Annotated in this window: 20 protein-coding genes; 6 read left to right on the top strand and 14 right to left on the bottom strand. The window is 73.8% G+C overall.

Annotated features, from left to right (window positions below; genetic code table 11):
- Positions 1-126: 126 nt before the first annotated feature.
- Positions 127-1,968: a BCCT family transporter gene (locus tag ACI782_RS24575; RefSeq protein WP_456912740.1), complete on the bottom strand. Its 1,842-nt coding sequence runs from the start codon at positions 1,966-1,968 to the stop codon at positions 127-129.
- 455 nt (positions 1,969-2,423) lie between these two features.
- Here ACI782_RS24575 and ftsH point away from each other — a divergent pair, with 455 nt between their 5' ends.
- The 3 genes from ftsH to ACI782_RS24560 all read left to right on the top strand — a co-directional run bounded on the left by ftsH (position 2,424) and on the right by ACI782_RS24560 (position 7,388).
- Positions 2,424-4,496 carry an ATP-dependent zinc metalloprotease FtsH gene (ftsH, locus tag ACI782_RS24570; protein WP_456912739.1) on the top strand — a complete coding sequence of 691 codons (2,073 nt, stop codon included), beginning with the start codon at positions 2,424-2,426 and terminating at the stop codon, positions 4,494-4,496.
- A gap of 178 nt (positions 4,497-4,674) precedes the next feature.
- On the top strand, positions 4,675-5,484 hold the full coding sequence (locus ACI782_RS24565) for an alpha/beta fold hydrolase (protein WP_456912738.1): 810 nt from the start codon (positions 4,675-4,677) through the stop codon (positions 5,482-5,484).
- 332 nt (positions 5,485-5,816) lie between these two features.
- Complete coding sequence (locus ACI782_RS24560) at positions 5,817-7,388, top strand: PP2C family protein-serine/threonine phosphatase (RefSeq protein WP_456912737.1); 1,572 nt, start codon at positions 5,817-5,819, stop codon at positions 7,386-7,388.
- 356 nt (positions 7,389-7,744) lie between these two features.
- Here the strand turns inward: ACI782_RS24560 and ACI782_RS24555 are convergent, their stop codons facing one another.
- The 10 genes from ACI782_RS24555 to ACI782_RS24510 form a co-directional block, all read right to left on the bottom strand.
- Complete coding sequence (locus ACI782_RS24555) at positions 7,745-9,268, bottom strand: aldehyde dehydrogenase (NADP(+)) (protein WP_456912736.1); 1,524 nt, start codon at positions 9,266-9,268, stop codon at positions 7,745-7,747.
- A 43-nt stretch (positions 9,269-9,311) separates the two neighbouring features.
- Positions 9,312-9,734: an ester cyclase gene (locus tag ACI782_RS24550; RefSeq protein ID WP_456912735.1), complete on the bottom strand. Its 423-nt coding sequence runs from the start codon at positions 9,732-9,734 to the stop codon at positions 9,312-9,314.
- Between the two features lies 1 nt (position 9,735).
- A complete protein-coding gene (locus ACI782_RS24545; RefSeq protein WP_456912734.1) occupies positions 9,736-10,263 on the bottom strand; it encodes a flavin reductase family protein in 528 nt (175 codons plus the stop codon).
- A gap of 244 nt (positions 10,264-10,507) precedes the next feature.
- Positions 10,508-11,092 carry an acyl-CoA thioesterase gene (locus ACI782_RS24540; protein ID WP_456912733.1) on the bottom strand — a complete coding sequence of 195 codons (585 nt, stop codon included), beginning with the start codon at positions 11,090-11,092 and terminating at the stop codon, positions 10,508-10,510.
- Positions 11,089-11,883, bottom strand: a complete 795-nt coding sequence (locus ACI782_RS24535; protein WP_456912732.1) for a 2-keto-4-pentenoate hydratase — start codon at positions 11,881-11,883, stop codon at positions 11,089-11,091. The genes ACI782_RS24540 and ACI782_RS24535 overlap by 4 nt, the downstream gene beginning before the upstream one ends.
- Before the next feature lie 84 nt (positions 11,884-11,967).
- On the bottom strand, positions 11,968-13,353 hold the full coding sequence (locus ACI782_RS24530; RefSeq protein WP_456912731.1) for an LLM class flavin-dependent oxidoreductase: 1,386 nt from the start codon (positions 13,351-13,353) through the stop codon (positions 11,968-11,970).
- A gap of 272 nt (positions 13,354-13,625) precedes the next feature.
- Complete coding sequence (locus tag ACI782_RS24525; protein WP_456912730.1) at positions 13,626-14,750, bottom strand: mandelate racemase/muconate lactonizing enzyme family protein; 1,125 nt, start codon at positions 14,748-14,750, stop codon at positions 13,626-13,628.
- Positions 14,751-14,793: 43 nt separating this feature from the next.
- Positions 14,794-15,891 carry an alcohol dehydrogenase family protein gene (locus tag ACI782_RS24520; RefSeq protein WP_456912729.1) on the bottom strand — a complete coding sequence of 366 codons (1,098 nt, stop codon included), beginning with the start codon at positions 15,889-15,891 and terminating at the stop codon, positions 14,794-14,796.
- Between the two features lie 119 nt (positions 15,892-16,010).
- Entirely contained in the window at positions 16,011-17,219 is a 1,209-nt protein-coding gene (ribA, locus tag ACI782_RS24515) for a GTP cyclohydrolase II (protein WP_456912728.1), read from the bottom strand.
- 107 nt (positions 17,220-17,326) lie between these two features.
- Positions 17,327-18,679 (bottom strand): MFS transporter, encoded by a 1,353-nt coding sequence (locus ACI782_RS24510; protein ID WP_456912727.1) that lies wholly within the window; start codon positions 18,677-18,679, stop codon positions 17,327-17,329.
- 639 nt (positions 18,680-19,318) lie between these two features.
- Here ACI782_RS24510 and ACI782_RS24505 point away from each other — a divergent pair.
- The 3 genes from ACI782_RS24505 (at position 19,319) to ACI782_RS24495 (ending at position 22,212) form a co-directional block, all read left to right on the top strand.
- A complete protein-coding gene (locus tag ACI782_RS24505; protein WP_456912726.1) occupies positions 19,319-20,665 on the top strand; it encodes a flavin monoamine oxidase family protein in 1,347 nt (448 codons plus the stop codon).
- 136 nt (positions 20,666-20,801) lie between these two features.
- Complete coding sequence (locus tag ACI782_RS24500; protein WP_456912725.1) at positions 20,802-21,605, top strand: IclR family transcriptional regulator; 804 nt, start codon at positions 20,802-20,804, stop codon at positions 21,603-21,605.
- A gap of 64 nt (positions 21,606-21,669) precedes the next feature.
- Positions 21,670-22,212: an NAD(P)H-dependent oxidoreductase gene (locus ACI782_RS24495; RefSeq protein ID WP_456912724.1), complete on the top strand. Its 543-nt coding sequence runs from the start codon at positions 21,670-21,672 to the stop codon at positions 22,210-22,212.
- A 50-nt stretch (positions 22,213-22,262) separates the two neighbouring features.
- On the opposite strand, the gene ACI782_RS24490 is transcribed toward ACI782_RS24495, so the two are convergent.
- The 3 genes from ACI782_RS24490 to ACI782_RS24480 all read right to left on the bottom strand — a co-directional run.
- Positions 22,263-22,745 carry a PaaI family thioesterase gene (locus tag ACI782_RS24490; RefSeq protein ID WP_456912723.1) on the bottom strand — a complete coding sequence of 161 codons (483 nt, stop codon included), beginning with the start codon at positions 22,743-22,745 and terminating at the stop codon, positions 22,263-22,265.
- A complete protein-coding gene (gene fahA / locus ACI782_RS24485; protein WP_456912722.1) occupies positions 22,732-23,928 on the bottom strand; it encodes a fumarylacetoacetase in 1,197 nt (398 codons plus the stop codon). Before fahA ends, ACI782_RS24490 begins: the two co-directional genes overlap by 14 nt.
- A partial coding sequence (locus ACI782_RS24480; RefSeq protein WP_456912721.1) for a homogentisate 1,2-dioxygenase domain-containing protein occupies positions 23,925-24,273 on the bottom strand: 349 nt, incomplete at its 5' end. The genes ACI782_RS24480 and fahA, both read right to left, overlap by 4 nt.

Here is a 24,273-nt window from a genome sequence, read left to right as displayed (position 1 = left end):
TGCCCCCCGCACACCCGCCGGTGCGGCGCCTCCTCGACACAGCGAGCCTCCCGGCACCGGAGCGGCGGTCAGCAGCTCCGGTGCCGGGAGGCTCGTGCCTGCCGGCCCGCGGGGGTCCAGGGGTGTCTAGTCGCGGGGATCGAGTGGTCGGCCGATGGGCTCCGCCGTCGGCTGACCCTGCGCCGGGACGGACCCGCCGGCCTCCGGCGCCACGAAGTTGCCGCTCGGGGTGACCCCCGGTCGGCCGCCCGGCTCCGGGCCCGTGGGGGGCGGCTGCGCCGTCCCGGCCGCAGCGCGGGGATCGGCGGCGCTGCGGGACGGTTCCACCACGAGGACGAAGTCGTCGCCGTGCCGGCTGATGCCGTCGACGACGGCCTGCTCGATCGCCAGGTTGGCGTAGTTGCCCCGCAGCACGATGGGGTCGCGCCGGAGGTCCTTGACCAGACTCACCGCCATCGCCGCCATCACGAGCGCGAACGGCAGCGCGGCGATGATCGTCAGGTTCTGCAGCCCGGTCAGGGCGGCGCCGTCCTCCCCGAGGAGCAGCATGATCGCCGCGACGGAGCCCATCACCACGCCCCAGAAGACGACGACCCAGCGGCTCGGCTCCAGGGTGCCGCGCTGCGAGAGCGACCCCATGACGATGGAGGCCGCGTCCGCACCGGACACGAAGAAGATCGCCACGAGGAGCATCACGAGCACGGTCGCGGCGGTAGCCAGGGGGTACTGCTCCAGGACGGCGAACAGCTGCCCCTCCGTGGTGCCCTGGCCGGCGACGTCGAGGCCGTCGCGCTGGGCGGCGATACCGGCCCCGCCGAACACGGCGAACCACAGCAGGCTGACCATGCTGGGCACCAGCAGCACGCCGGTGACGAACTGCCGGATGGTGCGGCCACGGCTGATGCGGGCGATGAACAGTCCGACGAACGGCGTCCAGCTGATCCACCAGGCCCAGTAGAAGACCGTCCACCCCCGCAGCCAGGTGGCCATGGCATCGCCGCCGGTGGCCTCGGTGCGCGCGGCCATCTCGCCGAGGTCGGAGAAGTAGCTGCCAACCGCATCGGGGATGAGGTTCAGGATGAAGATCGTCGGGCCGAGGACGAAGACGAACACAGCGAGCAGCAGGGCCAGGACCATGTTGGTGTTGGACAGCCACTGGATCCCACGCTCGATGCCGGAGACGGCCGAGGCGACGAAGGCGGCGGTCAGGATCGCGATGATCGCGACCAGGACCCCGTTGCCGACGTCCCCGGCCCAGCCGAGGATCTCGACCCCGCTGCCGATCTGCAGGGCACCCAGGCCGAGGGAGGCCGCCGACCCGAACAGCGTCGCGAAGATGGCCAGGACGTCGATCGTCCGGCCGGCCCAGCCCTCGGCCCGACGCCGGCCGAGCAGCGGGATGAAGGCGGAGCTGATCAGCTGCCGACGGCCCCGCCGGAACGTGCCGTAGGCGATCGCCAGCCCGACCACGGCGTACATGGCCCACGGGTGCAGCGTCCAGTGGAACAGCGTGGTCGCCATCGCCGTCTGGATCGCCTCGGACGTCTCGGCCTCGGCTGTCAGCGGCGGTGGGGCGACGAAGTGCGACAGCGGCTCGGCGACCCCGAAGAACATCAGGCCGATGCCCATGCCGGCGCTGAACATCATCGCGATCCACGAGATGGTGCGGAACTCCGGCCGCTCGTCGTCGCGCCCCAGCGGGATCCGCCCGTACTTGCTGGCCGCCAGCCAGATCACGTACACGACGAAGGCCGACGCCAGCAGCACGAACATCCACCCGAGCTTGCCGGTGACCCAGCCGAGGACCGAGCCGCTCACGGTGCCCAGACCCGTGGGGGTGGCGAAGCCCCAGGCGACGAAGCCCAGCGCCATGGCGGCGGCGATGGCGAACAGGACCCGGTCCACGGCCCAGTGCCGGTCGGCGACACAGGGCGGCGGCTCCGCGATGGCCGGGTGGGTCCCCGTCACGGACACGTCCGTGGCGTCGACGGCGGAACCCCCCTCCCCCGATCCTGCGGCGCCGCCGGCCGGGGTCGGGTCGGGAGCGGCAGCTTCCGACCGGTTCGGTGGGCGCGTGGGTTCGGCGGGCTCACTGCGCGGTTGCTCCATGACACTCCCCAATCTTGTTGCGTCATCCGAGACCGACTTCGCATGAGGGAACCAGAGCGGCGGAGCCGGGACAAGGGTCCGGAGTGATTCTCCACACATCCAGCCCCGTGTCCGACCCCGCGTCAGGCGGGCGGACGGAGCGTCGCGCCGGCCGCCGACGCCGTCCCGCGGAGGGGCCGGCGCGGGCGCCGCCGACCAGGGGTGACACCACCGCCGCGCGGTCGGATCATGGGCGGGCCACTCGCCACGGGGGCGAGCCGCAGCCAGCGACCTCCGGCGGTGGCGCCGGCCGACGGCGTCGAGGAGACGGTGCCATGGCGAGCGACCAGCGACCTCCGGGCACCGACGGCCGCCGCTCCCCGGGGTTCCTCCCTCGGTGGCGCGGACGGTCCCGGCAGCAGCCCGACCGGCCCGAGCCGTGGCGGGTGGAGGGCATGCGCGAGGACTCCTCCACGTCGCGGCAGCAACCCCGCCGCGGCGGTGGCTTCTGGTGGCTGGTGGCGGCCGCGCTGGCGGTCAACTGGATCGTCATGTCGGTGGTGATGGGGCCGCCCGCGCGGACCGACGTCTCGTACACGTTCTTCACCGAGCAACTCGACGCCGGCAACGTGCGGACGGTCACCTCGACGGCCGAGACCATCCAGGGGGAACTGGACAAGGCGGTGGCGTACCCGCCCGGGGCGGCGGAGACCGAGCAGGTGGACCTGTTCACCACGGAGCGCCCGTCGTTCGCGACGGACGACCTGCTCGGGACGCTGGAGGCGCAGGGCGTCACGGTCAACGCCAACCCGCCGGACGCCGCCGCGCCCCTGTGGCAGCGGCTCCTGCTCGGGTTCGCCCCGACACTGCTGCTGCTCGGGCTGCTGCTGTGGCTCGCCCGGCGCAGCGCCTCGAGCCTGGGCGGGCTGGGCGCGTTCGGCCGGTCCCGGGCGACTCGCTACCAGCCCGACGCCGGGCCGCGGACGACGTTCGCCGACGTCGCCGGCGTCGACGAGGTCGAGCACGAGGTGCGGGAGATCGTCGACTTCCTCCGCGATCCGCAGCGCTACAGCCGGCTCGGCGCGCGGATCCCGCGGGGCGTGCTGCTCTCCGGCCCGCCCGGCACGGGCAAGACCCTGCTCGCCCGTGCGGTCGCCGGGGAGGCCGGGGTGCCGTTCTTCTCCATCTCGGCGTCGGAGTTCATCGAGGCGATCGTCGGGGTGGGCGCCAGCCGGGTGCGCGACCTGTTCGTCCAGGCGAAGCAGGTGGCGCCGTCCATCGTGTTCATCGACGAACTGGACGCGATCGGCCGGGCGCGGGGCGGCGCCTTCGCCACCGGCGGGGTCGACGAGCGGGAGCAGACGCTCAACCAGGTCCTCACCGAGATGGACGGGTTCCAGGGCAACGAGGGCGTCGTCGTGCTGGCCGCCACCAACCGCCCGGAGATCCTGGACCCGGCCCTGCTGCGCCCGGGACGCTTCGACCGCCGGGTGAGCGTCGGCCCACCGGACCTGGCCGGACGGCTGGACATCCTGCGGGTGCACACCCGGCAGGTGCCGCTCGCGCCGGAGGTGGACCTCGCCGCGATCGCCGCCGCGACGCCGGGCATGGTCGGGGCGGACCTGGCGAACCTGGTCAACGAGGCGGCACTCGCGGCCGCCGCGCACGGCCACGAGCGGGTCACCGGCACCGACTTCGGCGAGGCGCTGGAGAAGGTCCTGCTGGGCAGCGTGCGCGGCATCGTGCTCTCCCCCGAGGAGAAGCTGAGCACCGCCTACCACGAGTCCGGCCACGCGCTGCTCGGCATGCTGACCCCCGGCGCCGACCCGGTCCGCCGGGTGACGATCATCCCGCGGGGACAGGCGCTCGGCGTGACCGTGCAGACCCCTGAGGCCGACCGGTACGGCTACACCGAGCGGTACCTGCGGGGCCGCATCGTCGGGGCGCTCGGCGGCCGCGCGGCCGAGGAGGTCGTGTACGGCGAGGTCACCACCGGCGCCGAGAGCGACCTGGACCAGGCCACCCAGCTCGCCCGGCAGATGGTCGGCCGCTGGGGCATGTCCCCCGCGATCGGGCCGGTCAGCGTCCTGCCGCGGCCCGGCCAGGAGCAACCCCTCGGCCTGGACGGCGTCGCGCCGGCCACCCGGGCGCTGGTCGACGAGGAGGTCCGGCGCCTCGCCGAGGACTGCTTCACGGAGGCGGTCGACACGCTGCGGCGCAACCGGGAGCGGCTCGACCGGCTGGCCCACACGCTGCTGGAGCGGGAGACCCTCGACGAGGACGAGGCGTACGCGGCCGCCGGCGTGGCCCGGGAGAGCGCGCCGGCCGCCGTCGCCCGCGGCGAGGCGCCCGGTGCGGAGCGAGCGCCGGGCCTGCCGCCCGTGGGCACTCCGGCGCGGACGCGCTGAGCCGACGGCGTTGCCCGCAGACCTCATCACCCCCGGCGGATGAGGTGCCCCGACCGCCGCTCGGGTTGCGTTCCCCTCGGGGGCGGCCGCTGCCCGCCCGAGGAGGGTCCCCTCCGGCCGGCCCGACCGTCGTCCCCGGCTCCACCACGCAGCCGCCCAGCCCTCCGAGGAGGCCCCCGTGTCCCTCCCACCCGACGCCCCGTCCCCGATCACCGTCGTGCTGGTGCACGGCGCCTTCGCCGACAGCTCCGGCTGGAACGGCGTCATCGCAGCGCTGCAAGGGCGCGGCCTCCCCGTCGTCGCGCCGCCCAACCCGCTGCGCGGCCTGACCGCCGACTCCGCGTACATCGCCGGCGTGCTCGGCCAGATCGACGGCCCCGTCCTGCTGGTCGGCCACTCCTACGGCGGTGCGGTGATCACCAACGCGGCGACCGGGGCTCCGAACGTCCTGGGCCTGGTCTACGTCGCCGGGTTCGCCCCGGACGAGGGCGAGGTGCTGGGCACCGTCGAGAGCGGGTCGAGGGACAGCGTGCTCACCAGCGCCCTGGTCCCCCGCCGCTACCCGACCGGTCCGGGCGGGCAGACGGCGACGGAGTTCGGGATCCACCCGGCGCGGTTCCACGACGCCTTCGCGGCGGACCTGCCCGCGGACGTGGCGGCCGTGATGGCGGCCACCCAGCGGCCCATCGCCGAGGCCGCCTTCACCGACCCCTCCGGGCCCCCGGCCTGGCGGCGGCTCCCGTCCTGGGCGGTGGTCGCCACCGGCGACCTGACCATCGGCACCGACCTCGTCCGCTCGATGGCACAGCGGGCCGGTGCCCGGATCGTGGAGCTCGAGGGCTCGCACGTGATCATGGTCTCCCGGCCCGACGCCGTGACCGAGGTGATCGGCACGGCGCTCGAGGCCGTCGCCGCGGCCGCGGCGGACATCCCCACCCCCCGGCAGCGGCAGGAGGAGGCCGGGCAGGCCGCGGGCCGGACGCCGTGACGACGGCCGGCGCCGTCGCCGAGGGGACGCGGGGCCGGTGAGCGGGCGGAGGCCGCCGAGGAGCTGTGGCGGCTGCGGGCCGAGCACGCCGACGCGCCCCCGCTGGACGGCGAGCGCCACACCGCCGCCCTCACGGCGATGAGCGGGCACCTCGGCGCGATCCCCGACGCCGAGGCCGCGGCGGTGCACCGGCTGGGCGGGCTGCTCGCCCGCTGAGCCGTGGGGCGATGTCCGGTGTGGGAGGGCGGAGTCCGGACCCCGCCCTCTCCGGCCGCGCCGCTGCGGCCCGGCGACGGGGCCGGGCGCTCCCCGGGCGGTACGGTTCGCACACCATGGTCCGCAGTACCCCGCGCCGGGTCGCCGCCGTCGTCGCCGTCGTGGTCCTGGCGGTCGCGGCGGTGCTGGCGGTGCTGGCCGGGCAGGTGAACGCCCGCGCCGAGGCCGACTCCCTGCAGCGGCAGGTCGCCCAGGCCGGCACGGTGCTCACCACGCAGATCGCGGTGCTGACCACGCAGCTGGCCGACGCCGGGCAGGTCGCCACGGCGACCGGCGCCAACCCCGGGGCCTTCCAGCGGTTCGCCGCCGCCCGGATCTCCGGGGACACCGGCATGTCGCTCTCCTTGTGGCGGACCGGCAACGGCGGGCAGGCCGAGCAGCTGACGGTGCAGGGCCCGCACCCCGCCGGTCCCGACGGCGAGGGGTTCGCCGCGTTCCTCACCGGCGTCCCGGACGACGGCCGGCTGGCGGTCACCGGCATCCTGCCCGGCGAACCGGCCCGGCTGGGCTACGCGCTGCGCCCGGTCGGCGACACCGCCGGGCTGGTCGTCTACGCCGAGGCGCCGCTGCCGCCCGACCGGCGCGTCCAGGTGGCGCCCGACGAGGCGTTCGGCGCTCTCGAGTTCGCCGTCTACCTCGGCCGGAGGGTGGCCACCGACCAGCTCCTGTACTCCACGGTCGCGGTGCCGATCGGTGGCTTCACCGCGCGCGCCACGGTGCCCTTCGGCGACACGACGATCACCGTGGTCGGGGCGTCCCCGACGAGCCTGACCGGGGACCTGTCCTCGGCGCTGCCGTGGATCGTGCTGGGCGTCGGGCTCGCCCTCGCCGTGGGCGCGGCCACCACAGCGGCCACCATGTCCCGGCGGCGGGCCGAGGCGGAGCGGCTGGCCGCGGACAACGAGCGGCTCTACCGGCAGCAGCGGAGCATCGCCGGCACCCTGCAGCACGCGCTGCTGCCCGAGGTCCCCCCGGTCGACGGCATCGAGGTCGCCGCCCGCTACGTCGCCGGCGTCGACGAGCTGGAGGTGGGCGGCGACTGGTACGACGTCCTCGCCCGCGGGCCCGGGCGCTGCGTCTTCGTCGTCGGCGACATCTCCGGCCGCGGCCTGCCGGCGGCCACCACCATGGCCGAGCTGCGCTTCGCGGTGCGCGCCTACCTCACCCAGGGCGACGACATCGACGCCGTCCTGGCCAAGCTCCGCGGGCTGCTCGACGTCGCGGTCGACCACCGGTTCGCCACCGTGCTGCTCGGCGAGCTGGACGCGACCACCGGCCGGCTGCGCGTGGTCTGCGCCGGCCACTTCCCACCCGTGCTGGTCACCGACGGCCGCGCCCGGTCCCTCGAGGTGCCGGTCGCCCCGCCGATCGGCGTGGACGATGCAGCTCCGCCGCCGGTGGCCGAGTTCCGCGTCCCGGCCGACGGCACGCTGCTGGCGTTCACCGATGGCCTGGTCGAGCGTCGCGGCGAGGTCATCGACACCGGCCTGGACCGGCTGCGCGCCGCCGGTGCCGCCGCCGTCGACGGGCAGCCGCTGCCGCAGACCCTGGACGCCCTGATGCGGGCGCTCACCGTCGACGGCGGGCGGGACGACACGGTGCTGCTGGGGATGCGGTGGGCGAGGTGACCCACGCGCACCGCGCCCGGCTCCGGCCGGGCTCCGGACCCGCGAGCACCGAGGAGCCGCCATGGCGACGTACGTCGTGAACGACGCCGGTCTCGACCACGCGCGGGAGCTCATCGCCGCCCGCCGGATCATCGCCTGCCACTACCGCGCCGCGGAGTGGGGGCCCAAGGAGCGCGGAGTGGGGGCACAAGGAGGTCGAGCTCGCCGCCCACGACCTGCTGCAGCTCCTCGACGCGACGCGGGCGTGACCGGGGGTCCGGGCCGGTCCGCTGCGGCAACGCGCCAGGGGCCGTCCCGGCTGACTGCGGAACGGCCCCCGACCTCGTTGCCGGGAGGCCCCGCCGGCGGCCGGGACCTCAGCGGGGCAGCTCGAGCAGCTCGAGCGTCCCGTCGACCCGCCGCGGGATGCCGGAGTAGCCGTCGGTGAGCTCCTCGGGCAGGACCTCCTGCGGGGCGCCCTGCCAGGTGACCGGGCGCAGGAAGCGCCGGATCGCCGTGGTGCCCACGGAGGTGTGCTGGGAGTTGGTCGAGGGCCAGGGTCCGCCGTGGTGCTGGGCCCAGGAGACGGCCACGCCGGTCGGGTAGGCGTCGTACACCAGGCGGCCGGCGCGGCTGCGCAGCTGCTGGGAGACCGCCAGGGGCAGCTCGGTCTCGCCCTGCCCGCGCAGCACGGTGGCGGTCAACGACGACGGCATCGCGTCCAGGGCCGGGAACAGCTCCTTCTCGCCGTCGTAGCGGGCGACCACGCTGACCGGGCCGAAGCACTCCTCGGTGACCTCGGTGGGCAGGTCGGCGGCCGAGGTGGCCAGCAGCCGGGGCACGGCCGTGAAGCCGGGGCCGGAGGGGTCCTCGCCGCGGGCGACCTCCTCGACGCCGGGCGCCGCGGCCAGGCCGTCGGAGATGCGGCCGTAGGAGGTGGCGATGCCCTGGTTGAGCAGCACCTGGGCACCGCTCCCCCGGATCGCCTCGGCCATCGCGTCGACGACGCGGTCGCCGTCCCGGCCGGCCGGGACGAAGGCCAGACCGGGCTTGGTGCAGAACTGGCCGGCACCGAGGGTGAACGAACCGACCAGCTCGCGGCCGATCTGCTCGCCGCGCTCGGCGGCCGCCGACGGGGTGACGACGACGGGGTTGAGGCTGCTGAGCTCGCCGTAGAACGGGATCGGGTCGGGGCGCTGCTCGATGACCTGCAGGAGGGCCCGGCCCCCGGTCACCGACCCGGTGAAGCCGACCGCGCGGATGGCGGGGTGGGCGACCAGGTGGGCACCGGCCTGCTGGCCGTACACGATGCCCAGCGTGCCGTCGGGCGCCCCGGCCTTGCGCGCCGCCTCGTCCAGCACGTCGAAGACCAGCTGTGACGTCGCCGGGTGGGAGCTGTGCGCCTTGACGACGACCGGGCAGCCGGCCGCGAGCGCCGAGGCGGTGTCCCCGCCGGGCACGGAGAAGGCCAGTGGGAAGTTGCTGGAGCCGAACACGGCGACCGGGCCGATCGGCACGAGCATGCGGCGCAGGTCGGGGCGCGGGCCCATCGGGCTGTCGCCGGCGTGGTCGATGGCCGCCTCGAGGTAGCTGCCCTCCTCCAGCACCTCGGCGAACAGCCGCAGCTGGTAGCAGGTCCGGGTCAGCTCGCCGTTCAGCCGCGTCGGGCCGAGAGCGGTCTCCCGGTCGGCCACGGCGACGACGTCGTCCCGCCGGGTCTCCAACGCGTCGGCCAGCGCCCGCAGCAGCGACGCCCGGCCCGTGCGGCCGAGCGCGTCGAGCCCGGGGGCGGCGGCGAGGGCGGCCGCGCACAGCCGGTCGCCCTCCTCCGGGGTGGTCATCGGCACGACGACCTCGACGGCCTCGCCGGTGCGGGGGTCGATGCTCAGGACGTCGGTCATCGGGGCTTCCTCCAGGGGGTGCAGAACACGGGCTGGTCGTCGGTCACGGGGTCCCCCCGCCCACCGTCCAGATGCTCATGGCGCTGAGCAGCTCTCGCGGGTCCCACACGACCCACTCCTCGGCCAGGAGCCCGTCCTCGAACCGACAGAAGCTCGCGCCGTAGACGGTGACCGTCCGCTCCGTGGAGGGCACCCCCATGAAGGAGCCGGTGTGGGTGCCGTGGCTGCTCCAGCGGATCGCGACCAGGTCGTCGGACTCGACGCTCTGCAGGATCTCGGTGACGAGGTCGGGGAAGGCCGCGCGGGAGTCGGCGATCGCCTGGCGCAGCGCGTCGACGTCCTCGTCGCCGGACTTGGTGTGGCGCACGTAGCCGGGCGCGAGGATCTTCTCGAAGGACTCCACCTCCCCGTCCCCCCAGGCGGCACGCCAGGCGTCGAGGACGAACTCGGTGCGGGTCTTCTCCATCTCAGGCTCCTGTCCGTGCGGGGCTCGGCTCGGGGACGAGCGACGTGTAGGTGCCGAACTGGCCGGCCTGGAAGAGCAGGGGCTCGCCGTCCGCGGACTCCATGGCCCCGACGGTCCCGATCACCATGAAGTGGTCGCCGACGAGGACCTCGGCCTGGACGGTGCAGTCGATCCAGGCGATGGAGTCCCGCAGCCGCGGGGCGCCCAGCGGGCCGGGGCTGTACTCGACCGAGTCGAACTTCCCCGGCCCCTTGCCGGCCAGCGCTCGGCAGGCGGCGACCTGCGTGCTGGAGAGCACGTTGGCGGTGAAGACCTGCCGGCGGCGGATCCTCGGCCAGGTCGAGGACGTGTGCCCGACGCTGAAGGTGACGATCGGCGGCTCGAGCGACAGCGAGTGGAACGAGCCCACGATGAACCCGAGCTCGTTCCCGTCGTCGTCGATCCCCGTGATCGCCACCACCCCGGTGGGCAGGCGTCCCATCACCTTGCGGTAGTGCTCGGGGCTGATGGGTGCGGTCAGGTTGCTCATGGGCTGGCTCCAGTCGATCGCGGGAGGCGGTCCACCGCGGCTGCGCAGAGCCGGGGCCGCTTCGTCGTACGCTGTTTTCCGTTCATTTGATGAACGCTCCGTTCATCAGGTGAACGACACTAACGTGACAGCGGTCACGGGTCAAGGGCCGATGTGCGCCCGGCCGGTCTCGGGAGCGGAAGGTCGGGGGCCGGCCCGCAGCCGCTCGGGACGGCGGCCCCCAGCGCGGCGTCCGACGTCCTCGTCAGGACCGGGTCGGCTCGTCGGAGTGCGCGGCCTGCTCGATCTCCGCCCGGACCCGGTCGGCGTCGCGCCGCAGCCGGCTGCTGCGCGCCGCGGCGAGGTGGCGGCGTCGCTCCTCGGGGGTCCGCGGCTGCCAGGGCGGGACCGGGACGGGCCTGCCCTCCGGCCCGAGGGCGACCATCGTGAAGTAACAGCTGTTCGTGTGCCGGACCGTCTGGCGCACCAGGTCCTGGGTGGTCACCCGCACGCCGACCTCCATCGACGTGCGGCCGGTGCGGTTGACGCTGGCCGCGAAGGTCACCAGCTCGCCGACGTGGATGGGCTCGCGGAAGACGACCTGGTCCACCGAGAGCGTGACGGCGTAGGTGCGGGCATAGCGGGTGGCGCAGGTGTAGGCCACCTGGCCCAGGTACTTCAGCAGGATGCCGCCGTGCACGTTGCCGGCGAAGTTGGACATGTCCGGCGTCATCAGGACGGTCATCGAGAGGCGGTGCCGGTCGTCGTCCGAGGGGTGCGGCTCGCCCGCTGACGTCGCCGCGGCCGGCTCGGGCGCCGGCTCCCCCTCGTGCGTCAGCAGACCGGTCACCGCGGATCGGAGGAGACGTCGAACGCGACGGTCCCCCAGCCCTCGAACGTGCCGGACCAGCGCCCGGCCCGGTCCATGGGGACCGCCTGCAGGCAGCTGCCCGGGAGGATCACCTGCCCGGGGGCGAACTCGACGTCGTAGGCGGCGAGCCGGTTGCACAGCCAGGCGACGGCGGAGAGGGGGTTGCCGAGGATGTTGCCGGTGTTCCCGGCGATGACCTCGCGCCCGTTGAAGTGCAGGGTGCCGCGGGTGTCGCGCAGGGTGAGGTCGGTGATCCGCCGCGGGGTCCCGCCCAGGAGGACCGCCCCGGTGGACCCGTTGTCCGCCAGGGTGTCCGGCAGGTCGATCGCCCAGTTCTGGACGCGCGAGTCGATGACCTCGATCGCCGGCACCGCGTACTCGATCGCGTTGACCACGTCGGCGACGGTGGTGTGGGGCCCGCCGAGCCGGCTGCGCAGGACGAAGGCCGGCTCGAGCTCGACGAACGGCTCGATGAACCGCTCCCGCGCGAGCGTGGTGCCCTCGTAGACGAACGTGCTGGCCAGCAGGTACCCGTAGTCGGGCTGGTCGAGGCCGAAGGCGTCCTGCATGACCGTGGCGATGTTGCCGAGCTTGTACCCGACGACGCGGTCCCCGGAGGCGACGGCGTCGTCGACGTTGATCCTCTGGACCTCGAAGCCGGCGTCGGCGTCCAGGGCGGGCCAGGTCTTGGTCGGCGCCGGGATCGGCTGCCCGGTGGCGCGGGCGGTGCGCAGGGCGGTCGCGACGTCGTGGAGTTCGGTGGTCTGCATCGGGGATCCCTCCGGGGATCGCTCCCGCCCGCCCCCCACGGCTGGTCGGCGGGGAGCGGGGCGGGAGACGGGGTGGGCTGGGGGTCAGCGCGCGGCGCCGACGGCGGGGGTGGCGAAGCGGCGGCCGGGGTGGTCGTCGCGCAGTCGGACGGCGCCCGGGCCGTAGAGCTTCTCGCGGAGGGTGGAGCCCTCGTACTCGGTCCACATCGACCCGCGGCGCTGCAACTCGGGGACGACGAGCTCGGCGAAGTCGGCGATGTCCTGGTACTTCACGGCGTGGCCGAGGTTGTAGCCGTCGATGCCGGTCTCGTCCATCCACCGGGTCAGCTCGTCGGCGACCGTGCTCGGGGATCCGACGATGGTGGGACCGGTGCCGCCGATGCCGACGAACTCGGCGATGTCGCGGGGGGTCCACTCCTTGTCGGGGTCCATCTTCGAGAACAGGTCGACCATGGTCTGCCCGGCGTTGGTCTTCACGTGCTTGAGGGGCACGTCCGGGTCGAACTGGGACATGTCCAGGCCGGTCCAGCCGCTGTAGCGGGCCATCGCCCCGGAGTAGCTCACCAGCTTCCGGTACTCCTCGTACCTGGCGTGGGCGGCCTCGTCGGTGGGGGCGCAGACGACGTTGAGCATCTGCAGCACCTTCACGTTCTGCGGGTCGCGCCCGGTCTCCCCGGCGAGGCTGCGCACCTTGTCGACCTGCCGCTTGAGGGCGGGGATGGACACGGCGTTGACGAAGACCGCCTCGGCGCTGGCGGCCGCGAGCTGCTGCCCCTTGGAGGAGCCGCCGGCCTGGAAGATCACCGGGGTGCGCTGCGGCGAGGGCTCGCACAGGTGGAAGCCGGGGACGGTGAAGTACTTGCCGTGGTGGTCGATGTCGTGCACCCGGCGGGGGTCGGCGTAGGCGCCGTCGGCCCGGTCGCGGACGACCGCGCCGTCCTCCCAGGACCCCTCCCACAGCTTGTAGCAGACCTCGAGGTACTCGGCGGCCATGTCGTAGCGCTCGTCGTGCGGCACCTGCTGGCCCGTGCCGAGGTTGCGCGCGGCGCTGTCTGAGTAGGAGGTGACCAGGTTCCAGCCCACCCGCCCGTTGGTCAGGTGGTCGAGGGTGCTGAACCGGCGGGCGAGGGCGTAGGGGTGCTCGTAGGACGTCGACCCGGTCACGCCGAAGCACAGGTGCTCGGTGACGGCGGCCATCCCGGACACCGCGAGCAGGGGGTCGTTCGCCGGGATCTGCGCCGCGTCGGCCAGGGCCGCGTCGGCGTTGCCCTCGTAGACGTCGTGGTACCCGACGTTGTCGGCGAAGAAGATCCCGTCGAAGCGGGCCTGCTCGAGCAGCCTCGCGTAGTCGGTCCAGTACCGCAGGTCCTTGTACCGGTACCCCTGGTCCCGCTCGTGCCGCCAGAGGCCCGCCGACAGGTGGGCCGGCCCCTGGAAGTCGAAGGCGAACAGTCGCATGCGGTGGGTCATGTCCTTGCTCCGTTCAAAGAATGAACACGGCGTCCATGTGATGAACACAACTGTAGAGAGGAGAGGTGTGGCCGTCAACACACCCCCCGGGTGCTCCTCCGCCTCCGCGGCCGGGTGATCCGGCCCGCGCGAGCGGGCGTGCGCGACCGCCCGGCGACGGAGGGTCGGAGGTGTCGCGGTGAACCGAGCGGGGGTCGGCACGGAGCTCGGCGGCCGGACGTGCGGGGGCAGGGCCCGCCCGGCCGCCGGCTCGCGGCGTCGGGAGTCGCTGGTCAGTCGCCCCAGATCAGGTCCGGCTCGCCGAGGACGGCCTCGTCGACGGTGAGCCCCAGCCCGGGCGAGCCGGCCGGGAGGACCCCGCCGTCGGCGAACCGCGCGTCGACGCGCGCGGTCGTGAGCGACACCATGTCCGCGCAGTTGAGGATGCAGCGGAGCAGCCGCTCGGGGACGGTCGCACCCAGGTGGACGATCGCGGCGAAGGCGATGGCCGACCCGACGGTGTCCTGCACGCTGACGGTGAGTCCGGCGGCGCGGGCGACGTCCCTGTGGCGGCGGCCCGCGGTCAGCCCGCCGGCCTTGGAGATCTTCAGGCCGATCCCGTCGGCCAGGTCCTGCGCCGCGACCAGCGCGACGTCCTCGTCGAGCTGGACCAGCTCGTCGACCATGATCGGGTACGGGCACCTGCGGCGGAGCGACATCGTCTCGCGCCATGTGGCGCAGGGCGCCTCGAGGACGAAGTCGAGCCCGGGGGGCAGCAGCGCGACCAGGCGCAGGGCCGTCTCCGGGAGGAGCCCGCCGTTGGCGTCGACCAGGAAGAACTCACCCGGGCCCCGGTCGGCCAGGCACGCGGTGATGCGCTCGGCGTCGAGGGAGGGCCCGCCCTCGCTGTCGAGCGCGCCGATCTTGATCGAGTGCCCCCGGTACCCCCTGGCGCGGTGGTCGGCCACGCGGGCGCGCATCTCCTCCGGATCACCCGCGTGGACCGAGGAGATCATCGGCATCGGCGTCTCCGTGGAGCCACCCAGGAGCTCGCACACCGGGAGGCCCACGGACCTGCCGAACGCGTCCCAGCAGGCGACGTCGAGGGCCGTCTTGGCGGAGTTGTGACCGACCAGGGTGCTGTCCATCAGGTCGGCGATCCGGTCCGTCTGACGGGGGTCCCGTCCCAGCAGCGCCGGCGCCAGCTCGGCGATGCCGGCGCGCGTGCCGAGCGGGTGGGCGGCGATGTAGGTCGACCCGAACGGCGTGCTCTCCCCCCAGCCCTCGGTGCCGTCGTCGCAGGTGATGCGGACGATCGAGGCGTCGAACGCCTCGTACGTCCGGCCGGCCGAGAGCCGGTAGACCCCGCCCGAGTACGGCAGTTCGGTGGTGTACAGCTCGATCTTCGAGATCTTCACGGACCTCTGCTCCCATCGGTGGACTGACGGACGTGGTGGGGGGTCAGGCAGCCGGACCGGGTGGGACGAGCACCAACTTCCCGGTGTGCTGCTTCGACAGGAAGGCCTCCTGCGCGGCGGCGATCTCCGCGAGGGGGTAGGTGCGGGAGACGACCGGCCGGATCTCCCCACGTTCGACGTAGCCGACCAGGTTCTCGAAGACCTCGTCCTCCTGGAACGTGCAGCCGAAGAGCGAGAGGTCCCTGAGGTACAGCGTCCGCAGGTCGATCTCCGCGATCGGTCCGCCGATGGCGCCCGCGATGGCGTACCGGCCACCGGGCCGCAACAGGTCGAGCAACTGCGAGAACTGCGGGCCGCCGACGAGATCGACCACCACGTCGACGGAGGCCCTGCCGAGGGTGTGGACCAGGTCCTCGCCGCGATCGACGGTCCGATCAGCGCCCTGGGCCAGCACGTCGGGGGCCTTCGAGGCCGAGCACACGGCGATGACCGTCGCGCCCCGGCGCTCGGCGAGTTGGACGGCGGCGAGTCCCACTCCTCCGGAGGCGCCCGTCACGAGCACCCGCTCCGCCCCCACCGCGGCCCGGTGCAGCATGTTCTCGGCCGTGGAGTAGGCGCACGGCACGGCCGCGAGCTCCTCGTCGCTCCAGTCGCTGCGCACGGCGTACGTCTCTCGGGAGGGAGCGACGGTGAACTGCGCGAACCCGCCGTCGCACTCGCTGCCGAAGGTCCAGCACTCGAAGGGCCGGTGGTCCACCGGAGTGCGCAGCATGGTGCGGACGAGGACCCGTTCGCCGATGCGGTCGCGGGAGACCCCCTCACCCACGTCCACGATGCGGCCGCAGACGTCGGCACCCTGGATGCGCGGGAACTCGAGAGCCGTGCCCGACCACGTGGCGTCGACGTCGTCGACGGACTCGAAGCCCGCTGCTCCGCCGTTCCCGGTCTCGTCGGTGACCGCCTTCGAGTACCACCCGATCCGCGTGTTCACGTCCGTGTTGTTGATCCCCGCGGCGGCGACCTGGATGAGCACCTCGCCCTTCTCGGGGCGGGGAACCGGTACGTCGGTCCGGTACTCGAGCTCCTCCAGCCCGCCGTGGCCCGTGAGGAGGACGGCGGCCATCGTCCTTGGCAGTGACATGGGAGTTCCCTTCGCTGTGCCCGACACGGGTCGAGCTGTGACGGGTGTGGCTGGTCCGCGACGGCCGGACGGCGCGGTGCGCGCCGGCGACCGCTGCTGCGGGACAGGTCGGCGGCGGGTCAGCCGAGGCGCTGCAGGGTGTGACCCATGCGGTCGCGCTTGGCGGCCAGGTACGCCCAGTTGTAGGGATTGGGCAGCGACTCGTGGGCGACCCGCTCGGTGACGGTGATGCCGTGGTCGGTCAGTGCCCGTGCCTTGTCGGGGTTGTTCGTCATCAGCCGCACGCTGTCCACGCCGAGGTCGTCGAGGATCTCGCCGGCGGCGCGGTAGTCCCGGCTGTCCACGGGCAGGCCGAGGCTGACGTTGGCGTCGACGGTGTCGAGGCCCTCGTGCTGCTGGAGCTCGTAGGCGCGCAGCTTGTGCCCGAGCCCGATGCCGCGGCCCTCGTGCCCGCGGAGGTAGATCAGCACCCCCGCGCCGGCGTCGGCGATCGCGCTGAGCGCCGACCGGAACTGGCTGCCGCAGTCACAGCGCAGGGACCCGGCGAGGTCCCCGGTGAGGCACTCGCTGTGCACGCGGACCAGCGGGGCGTCGGCAGCGCGGACGTCGCCCCTGACCAGCGCCAGGTGCTCGACGTCCTCGCGCGGCGAGGAGTAGGCGATCGCCTCGAACTCCCCCACCTCGGTCGGCAGCGAGGCGCGGCCGGCGCGGGTCACGGCGCCCTCCGCCCGCTCGCGCCACGCGCGCAGGTCCGCGATCGTGATCATCGGGATCCCGTGCTCCGTGGCCAGCTGCGCGAGGTCGTCGCGGCGCATCATGTCCCGCCGGTCGGGGGTGACGATCTCGCAGAGCAGCGCCGCACCGCTCAGCCCCGCCATGCGGCACAGGTCGACCCCGGCCTCGGTGTGCCCGGGGCGCTCGAGGACGCCGCCGGGCCGGGCGAGCAGCGGCATCACGTGCCCGGGCCGCGCGAGGTCGGCGGGGTCGAGGGCCGGGTCGGCCAGCGCGCGGACGGTGGCAGCGCGGTCGCCGGCGCTGATGCCGCTCGTCGTCCCGTGCCGGTGGTCGACGCTGACCAGGAACGCCGTCCGGTGGGCCTCGGTGTTGTCCGGGACCATCAGCCCGAGGCCGAGGGCGTCGGCGCGGGCCTCCTCGATGGCGACGCAGAGGAAGCCGGAGGTGTGCTCCAGGAAGAACGCGACCGCGTCGGTGCTCGCGTACTCGGCGGCCATGATGAGGTCGCCCTCGTTCTCGCGGTCCTCGTCGTCGACGACGAGGACCATGCCCCCGTTGGTGAGGGCGGTGAGGGCGTCGAAGATCGTCGACATGTCGCTGGCTCCTTGTTCTGCGCGAAGGCTCGCGATGGGGTCGATCAGGGGGGCGCCCGCGGTGACGGCGTCGTCGTGCGGGCGCCCCGCGCGGATCAGGAGTGCGCTCAGTGACCGACCAGGGCCTTCTGGTGTCCGGCGGAGGTCTCGCTGAGGAGCTTCCCCTTGGTCTCGGGAGCCAGGACCTGCGAGACCCCGGCGCCGACGGCGCAGATGCCGGCGGCGATCAGCATGGTCGGTCCGGTCCCGATGTTGTCCATGGACCAGGGCAGCAGGAAGGTGCCCGCAGCGGCCCCGATCCGGCTGACGGAGCACGCGAAGCCCGTGCCCAGCCCGCGGATCTCGGTCGGCAGGACCTCGCTCGGGTAGACGCCGGTCAGCGCCGTGTACCCCGCGTTGAAGAAGGAGAAGACGAGGAAGCAGACCAGCACGACCGCCGCCGGCGCACCGGCCCACAGGCCGATGACCGCGAGGACCAGGGCGCACAGCCACTGCGGCGGGACGGTCAGCGGACGGCGGCCGATCTTGTCGACCAGAGCCGTCGAGAGCACGACGCCGAGGGCGGCGAGCGCGGTGAGCCCGACCGCCCCGGCCAGCCCGTCACCGAGGCCGTAGCTCTCGAGCACGCTGGCGGCGAAGGTCGCGATCGCGAAGTACGGCGTGACGGCGCAGAACCAGAACACCGAGATGAAGGTCGTGGCCCGCCAGTACTGCGGTGAGAAGAGCATCCCGAAACTGCCCTTGCGGGTGTCCTCGTGCTCGACGTCGGTGATGTCGGCGGGGTTCTCCAGGTACTCGTGCGCGATCGCGTGGGCCTCGGCAGTGCGGCCCTGGTTCCACAGCCACCGCGGCGACTCGGGCAGGCCGATCCGGGCGATGATCAGGGCGATCGCGATGATCGTGCTGGTGCCGAGGATGACCCTCCAGCCCACGTCGGTCGTGGTGGTCAGCACGTAGCCGACGATGAACGCGACCATGAAGCCGACGTACCAGGCGACCTCGCTCAGGGCCAGCAGCCGTCCTCGCACGCGGGCGGGGGCGAACTCCGACATCAGCGGCCAGCCCACTGAGTACTCGGCGCCGATCGCGACGCCCATCAGCAGCCGCACCAGGAACAGCTGCCAGGCGGAGTCGACGAAGAACTGCGCGGCCGAGGCGATGAGGAACAGCGCCATGTCGGCCATGAACAGCGGCTTGCGGCCGAAACTGTCGGACAGCCAGCCGCCGATCGGCGACCCGATGAAGATGCCGAGCAGCGCGGCCGCCGCGACCAGGCCCTCCCAGAGCACCGAGAACTGCAGGTCGGTGGTGATCGTGCCGATCACCGTCCCGATGATCCCGAGGATGTAGCCGTCGATGAACATCCCGCCGCAGAGGACGGCGGTCAGCCTGATCAGGAAACGCCGCTTCGCTGCCGGGTCCCGGTGGGTCTTCCCGACAGACCTGTCGTCCGTTGTCACCAGTTCGCTCCTAGGGGGATCGGCCGTCGTCTTCGCGGTGCGGACGGCGACCCGGCGACGCGGGGTCGCCGTGCGTGTGGGCGGGTGGTCGGTGGTGCAGTACTGGCGCGTCCTGCCGGCACCGGCGGTGTAGCAGCCCCGTTCGTTCAACATATGAACGCCGCGACCAAAGTGTGACAGCGGCCTCACGGCCACGTCAAGAGCGGATCCACGCCACCCCTCGGAGCGCCCGAGCCCGCCCGTGTCGGCGGACGCACCGGGCGCCGCAGTGCACGGTCGCCCCGTCCGCCTGCTCCCCCGCGCCGCCGGGAGCTGTCGCCGGCACCCTCCGCTCCGCGGGGCTGTCGGCGAAAGCGCTGCTCAGCGGGGTACCCAGTGGGGTAGCGGGCACGGGTCGCGCGCCGACGTCGGCCGCGCTGGGCGGATCTCGTCCCGTGCTCAGCCGGCACGCCGTGCGGGGCGCCGGAGTCCAGGTGCGCGCCGTGGCGCCGCAGAACTGCCGGGCGCCTGTCCGTCGGCGTCTTGACACGGGTGTGACGGGCGGCGCACAGTGAGAATCTGAACAGCGCGTTCAGACAACGAACGTTACGACAGGCCGGGATGCCACCCCACCGGCCACGGGACGGCGAGGAGCAGGCGATGGCAGACGGTATCGACAAGGAGGCCGACGTCGTCGTCGTCGGCGGCGGCGTGGCGGGGCTGGTCACCGCCCGGGAGCTGTCCCGGGCCGGCCTGAGCGTGGTCGTGCTGGAGGCGCGCGAGCGGCTCGGCGGCCGGGTGTGGACCGACCACCGGCTCGGTCGCGACCTCGAGATCGGGGGGAACTGGCTGCACTGGGTCCAGCCGCACGCGTGGGCCGAGGTCACCCGCTACGGGCTGGAGGTGACCCGCGGCCCGCGCCCGGAGGAGGCCTACTGGGTCGCCGGGGACGAGGTGCGGCGCGGGACGCTCGCCGAGTTCATGCAGCTGATCGACCCCGGGATGCGCCGGCTGCTGGCCGACACGATGCGGTACATCCCGCGCCCGGACGACCCCACCGCGTCGCCGGAGCTCGCCGAGGCCGACCGGTACAGCGTGCAGGAGAAGCTCGACGAGCTGCAGCTGGGCGTCGAGGAGTACCGCGCCAACGAGGCCGCCTGGGTCGGGCACTTCAACGCCCCGCTCGCCGACGGCGCCTACACCTCGGCGCTGCGGTGGACGGCGGCCACGGCGGGCTCCTGGCACCTGATGCACGAGGCCTCCGCCGTCTTCCGGCTCGCCGGGGGCACGCAGGCGCTGGTGGCGGCGATCGCCGCCGACACCCGCGCGGAGGTCCGCACGGGCACGGTGGTCCGGCGCATCGAGCACGACGGCGACGGCGCCCGCGTGCACCTGGCCGACGGCGGGGTCCTCGCGGCGCGGCGGGTGGTGCTCACGCTCCCGCAGAACATCCTCGGTGACCTCGACGTCTCCCCGCCGCTGAACGAGGGCAAGCTGGCCGCGAGCCGGGAGAAGACGGCCTCGCGGGGCACCAAGGTCTGGATCCGGGTGCGCGGCTCGGTGACGCCGTTCTTCGCGTACTCCAGGGCGAGCGAACGCCTGTCGGTGGTGCGCACCGAGTACGTCGGCGACGACGACATGGTCCTGGTGGGTTTCGGCGCCGACTCGTCGCGGCTGGACCCGAACGACCGCGACGCCGTCCAGCGGGCACTGACCGTGTGGCGGGACGACCTCGAGGTCGTCGAGGTCACGGGCCACGACTGGATGGACGACCCGTACTCGCGGGAGACGTGGCTGATGAACCGCCCGAACCAGGTCACCCGGTACCTGGCCGCACAGCAGGCCCCCGAGGGGGTCCTGCACTTCGCCGGCAGCGACATCGCCAACCTGTGGGCCGGCTTCATCGACGGCGCCGTCGAGACCGCGCTGCGCGCCGCCCGCGAGATCACCCGGGAACTCGCGCCCGGGCGCGCCCGCACCGCTGCTCCCGTCGGCGCCGCGACCTGACGGGGGCCGCGCCCGCCGCGGGCGACCGCACAGCCGCGCTGGTGTCCACTATCTGAACGCGGGGCGGCTAGGCTCGGGCGGGACGGCGGCGCACACGGCCGCTGGCCCCGTGCACACCGAGCAGTGGAAGGACGGCATGAGCGAAGCAGCCGAACCGGCGGACATGGCCAACAAGTCGGTGACGAAGGCGGTCCGGCTCCTCCGTGAACTGGCCGCGCAACCGCGCTCGGGCGCGACGGTGACCAAGCTGGCGAAGGCGGTGGGCATCTCCCGTCCCACCGCCTTCCGCCTGCTCTACAGCCTCGAGCGGACCGGGCTCGTCGACCGGGTGGAGAACAACTACATCCTGGGCTGGGAGCTGGCCCGGCTCGGCCGGCACGCCGACCCCTACGCGGGACTGGTGGCCCGGGCGCAGCCGCTGCTGCAGGAGCTGGCGGACAAGGTCAACGAGTCGGTGACCCTGTCGGTGCCGAACCCCCACGACGGCCTCGACCTGGTCGCCGAGGCCGCCGGTCCGCACGTCGTCGGCATCACCAGCCGCATGGCCCACCACATGGTCGGCCAGCAGTACCCGCTGCACGCGAGCTCCTCCGGGAAGGTGCTGCTGGCCGAGATGCCGAGGGAGAAGGTGCTCGCGCTGCTCCCGGAGAAGCTCGAGGCCTACACCGAGCACACCATCACGGACCGGGCCGCGCTGCTGCGGGAACTCGAGCAGGTCCGCGAGCAGGGCTTCGGGATCATCGACAACGAGCTCGAGCAGGAGCTGATCTCGCTGTCGCGGCCGGTGCGGGACTCGTCGGGCACCATGGTGGCGATCCTGACCCTGAACGGGCCCCGCTACCGCTTCGGGCGGGCCCGCATCCCCGAGGCCCTGCAGCAGATGCAGGACGTCGTCGACCGGCTGGTCGACGCGTTCTGGCTGGACGCGGCGGCCGACTGACCCGGTGCGGATCGACCCCACCGGTCGACCGGACGGACACCCCAGCACCGATGCGGGAGGGCGGATGACGACGATCCTCGGACTGGCCGGAGGGCCGGAGGCCGGCGGGCGGACGACGACGGCGGTCGCCGGCGTCCTCGCCGGGGCTGCGGAGAGGGGCGCCGGCACCGAGCTGCTCGAGCTCAGCCGGGCCGCACTGCCCGAGGTCGTCGAGGCCGTCGAGGCCGCCGACGCCGTCGTGTTCGGCAGTCCGGTCTACCGGGCCACCTACAGCGCCCTGCTCAAGGGCGTGCTCGAGAGCACGGAACGCGGGAAGTGGGGAGAGACCCGCGCTCCCCTGCAGGGCAAGGCGGCCGCCGTCGTCCTGACCGGTGCCAGCGGGCACCACTTCCTGGCCGTCAACGACCTCCGGGACGTGCTGGCCGGGTTCTTCGCCGTCCAGGTGCTCGCCCCCGGGCTCTACCTCGACCACTCCGGCTACGTCGACCGCAGCACCCTGACCGACGACAGCGCCGCCCTCGCCGCCGGACACGGGGCGGCGCTGGTCGACCTCGCGGTCGCGGTCCGGTCCTCCCCCGCGCTGGGCGCGCTGCGCCCGCAGGTCTGACCAGGCCGCCGGTCGGCCCGGTCCGGGGTCCGGCGGCGGGCGGCCGCGGGTCAGCCCGGGTCCGGCCCGCCTGCGGGACCCGCGGCGGCTTCGCGCTGCACCATCTGCCCGCGGACGAGGGCGACGACGCCGTCGTCGTCTGTGACCCGGACGTCGTGCACCTCCCGCCGCCCCTGCCGGTGCACGCACCGGCTCTCGGCGACCAGGCGGCTCCCGAGCGTGGCGGGCTTCGAGAAGACGACGTCGGCGCCCGTCGTGACGGCGGCACCGCTCCCCGGCCGGATCGAGGCGTAGGCCATGGCGGTGTCGGCGACCAGGAAGACCACACCGCCGTGGGCCAGGCCCAGCCCGTTCGTGTGGTCCCGCCCCAGGGCGAGCTCGACCACGGCACTCCCCTCCCCGACGGCGGTGACCTCGACGCTGAGCGCGCGGACGGCGTGGTCCCCGGCCGCCAGCTCCGCGGCGATCCGCCGGCGCTCGCCCTCCCCGGCCGGCGCGGGACCGTCCGGTGCCGGGGTGTCAGCGCGGTGCACGGGGGCTCCACCGCGCGGGCAGGATCCGCCCCCGGGCCTCGCCGAACCCCAGCCGCGTGCCGTCCGGACCCGGCGCCGTCGCGGTGAGGACCACCTCGTCGCCGTCCTCGAGGAAGGTCCGGCGCTGCCCCGCGACGGTGACCGGCTCGGCTCCGCCCCAGGTGAGCTCGATGAAGGCGCCGCGGGTGTCCTTCGCCGGGCCGGAGATGGTCCCGGAGGCGAAGACGTCGCCGGTGCGCGTGGGGGCGCCGTTCACCGTCAGGTGGGCGAGCATCTGCGCCGGGGACCAGTACATCTCCCGGTAGGGCGGGCGGCTGACCTCCTGCCCGTTCCACTGCACCGACAGGTCGACGTCCAGCCCCCACGAGGACTCCATCGCCAGGTACGGCAGCGGCTCGGGGTCCTGCCGCGGAGTCGCTACCTTGGCCGGCTGCAGCGCCAGCAGCGGCACCACCCACGGCGAGATCGTCGAGGCGAACGACTTGCCGAGGTTGGGGCCGAGCGGGACGTACTCCCACGCCTGGATGTCGCGTGCCGACCAGTCGTTGAAGAGGACGACGCCGAAGACGTGCCGCTCGGCCTCCTCGACCGGGACGGTCTCCCCCATCGCCGACCCGGTGCCGACGACGAAGCCGAGCTCGGCCTCGATGTCCAGCCGGACCGACGCGCCGAACACCGGCGCGGGGTCGTCCTCGCCCTTGCGCTGGCCGCACGGACGGACGACGTCGGTGCCCGAGACGACGATGGAGCTCGCCCGGCCGTGGTAGCCCACGGGCAGGTGCTTCCAGTTGGGCACCAGCGGGTCGGGGTCGTCCGGCCGGAACAGTCGCCCGAGGTTGGCCGCGTGGTGCTCGGAGGCGTAGAAGTCGACGTAGTCGGCGACCTCGACCGGTAGATGGAGGGTGACCGACTCGAGGGCGTGCACCGCCCCGTCGGCCACCTCACCCGTCACCCGCTCGGCGATCTCCCGGCGCACCGCGACCCACCGGTCGTACCCCTGCGCCATGAACGCGTTCAGGCTCGGCCGGGCGAACACCTCGTCGTCCAGCAGGACGGCGAGGTCGATCACCGAGTCGCCCAGCCGGGTGCCGACCCGGGGCGCGGAGCCGCGCAACGAGAAGACGCCGTAGGGCAGGTTGTGCACACCGAACGGCGAGTCGGCGGGAACGGTGAGGGTGGTCATCGCTGCACCTCCGCCCGTTCCCGCCCGCGGCCCCCGGACCAGGTCCAGGCGTACTTCCCGTCGTCGGCGGCGGTGCCGGCCTCGCCGAGGCCGAGTGGCCGGAAGGTGTCGACCATGACGGCGAGCTCGTCGAAGTACTCGGCGCCCAGGGAGTTCTCGACCGCGCCCGGCTGCGGGCCGTGGCTGTGCCCGCCGGGGTGCAGGCTGATCGAGCCCCGCCCGATGCCCGAGCCCTTGCGCGCCTCGTAGTCGCCGGCGACGTAGAACATGACCTCGTCGGAGTCGACGTTGGAGTGGTAGTAGGGCACCGGCACCGCCAGCGGGTGGTAGTCGACCTTGCGCGGC

The organism is Geodermatophilus sp. SYSU D00703, from assembly GCF_054050155.1.
This window is presented reverse-complemented; position numbering and strand designations above follow the sequence as displayed.

Bases quoted from the DNA above. Each gene is read 5' to 3' on its own strand.
- ftsH (WP_456912739.1), top strand. From the start codon at position 2,424: ATGGCGAGCGACCAGCGACCTCCGGGCACCGACGGCCGCCGCTCCCCG.
- ACI782_RS24560 (WP_456912737.1), top strand. From the start codon at position 5,817: ATGGTCCGCAGTACCCCGCGCCGGGTCGCCGCCGTCGTCGCCGTCGTG.
- ACI782_RS24555 (WP_456912736.1), bottom strand. From the start codon at position 9,268: ATGACCGACGTCCTGAGCATCGACCCCCGCACCGGCGAGGCCGTCGAG.
- ACI782_RS24550 (WP_456912735.1), bottom strand. From the start codon at position 9,734: ATGGAGAAGACCCGCACCGAGTTCGTCCTCGACGCCTGGCGTGCCGCC.
- ACI782_RS24545 (WP_456912734.1), bottom strand. From the start codon at position 10,263: ATGAGCAACCTGACCGCACCCATCAGCCCCGAGCACTACCGCAAGGTG.
- ACI782_RS24535 (WP_456912732.1), bottom strand. From the start codon at position 11,883: ATGCAGACCACCGAACTCCACGACGTCGCGACCGCCCTGCGCACCGCC.
- ACI782_RS24530 (WP_456912731.1), bottom strand. From the start codon at position 13,353: ATGACCCACCGCATGCGACTGTTCGCCTTCGACTTCCAGGGGCCGGCC.
- ACI782_RS24520 (WP_456912729.1), bottom strand. From the start codon at position 15,891: ATGTCACTGCCAAGGACGATGGCCGCCGTCCTCCTCACGGGCCACGGC.
- ribA (WP_456912728.1), bottom strand. From the start codon at position 17,219: ATGTCGACGATCTTCGACGCCCTCACCGCCCTCACCAACGGGGGCATG.
- ACI782_RS24505 (WP_456912726.1), top strand. From the start codon at position 19,319: ATGGCAGACGGTATCGACAAGGAGGCCGACGTCGTCGTCGTCGGCGGC.
- ACI782_RS24500 (WP_456912725.1), top strand. From the start codon at position 20,802: ATGAGCGAAGCAGCCGAACCGGCGGACATGGCCAACAAGTCGGTGACG.
- ACI782_RS24495 (WP_456912724.1), top strand. From the start codon at position 21,670: ATGACGACGATCCTCGGACTGGCCGGAGGGCCGGAGGCCGGCGGGCGG.
- fahA (WP_456912722.1), bottom strand. From the start codon at position 23,928: ATGACCACCCTCACCGTTCCCGCCGACTCGCCGTTCGGTGTGCACAAC.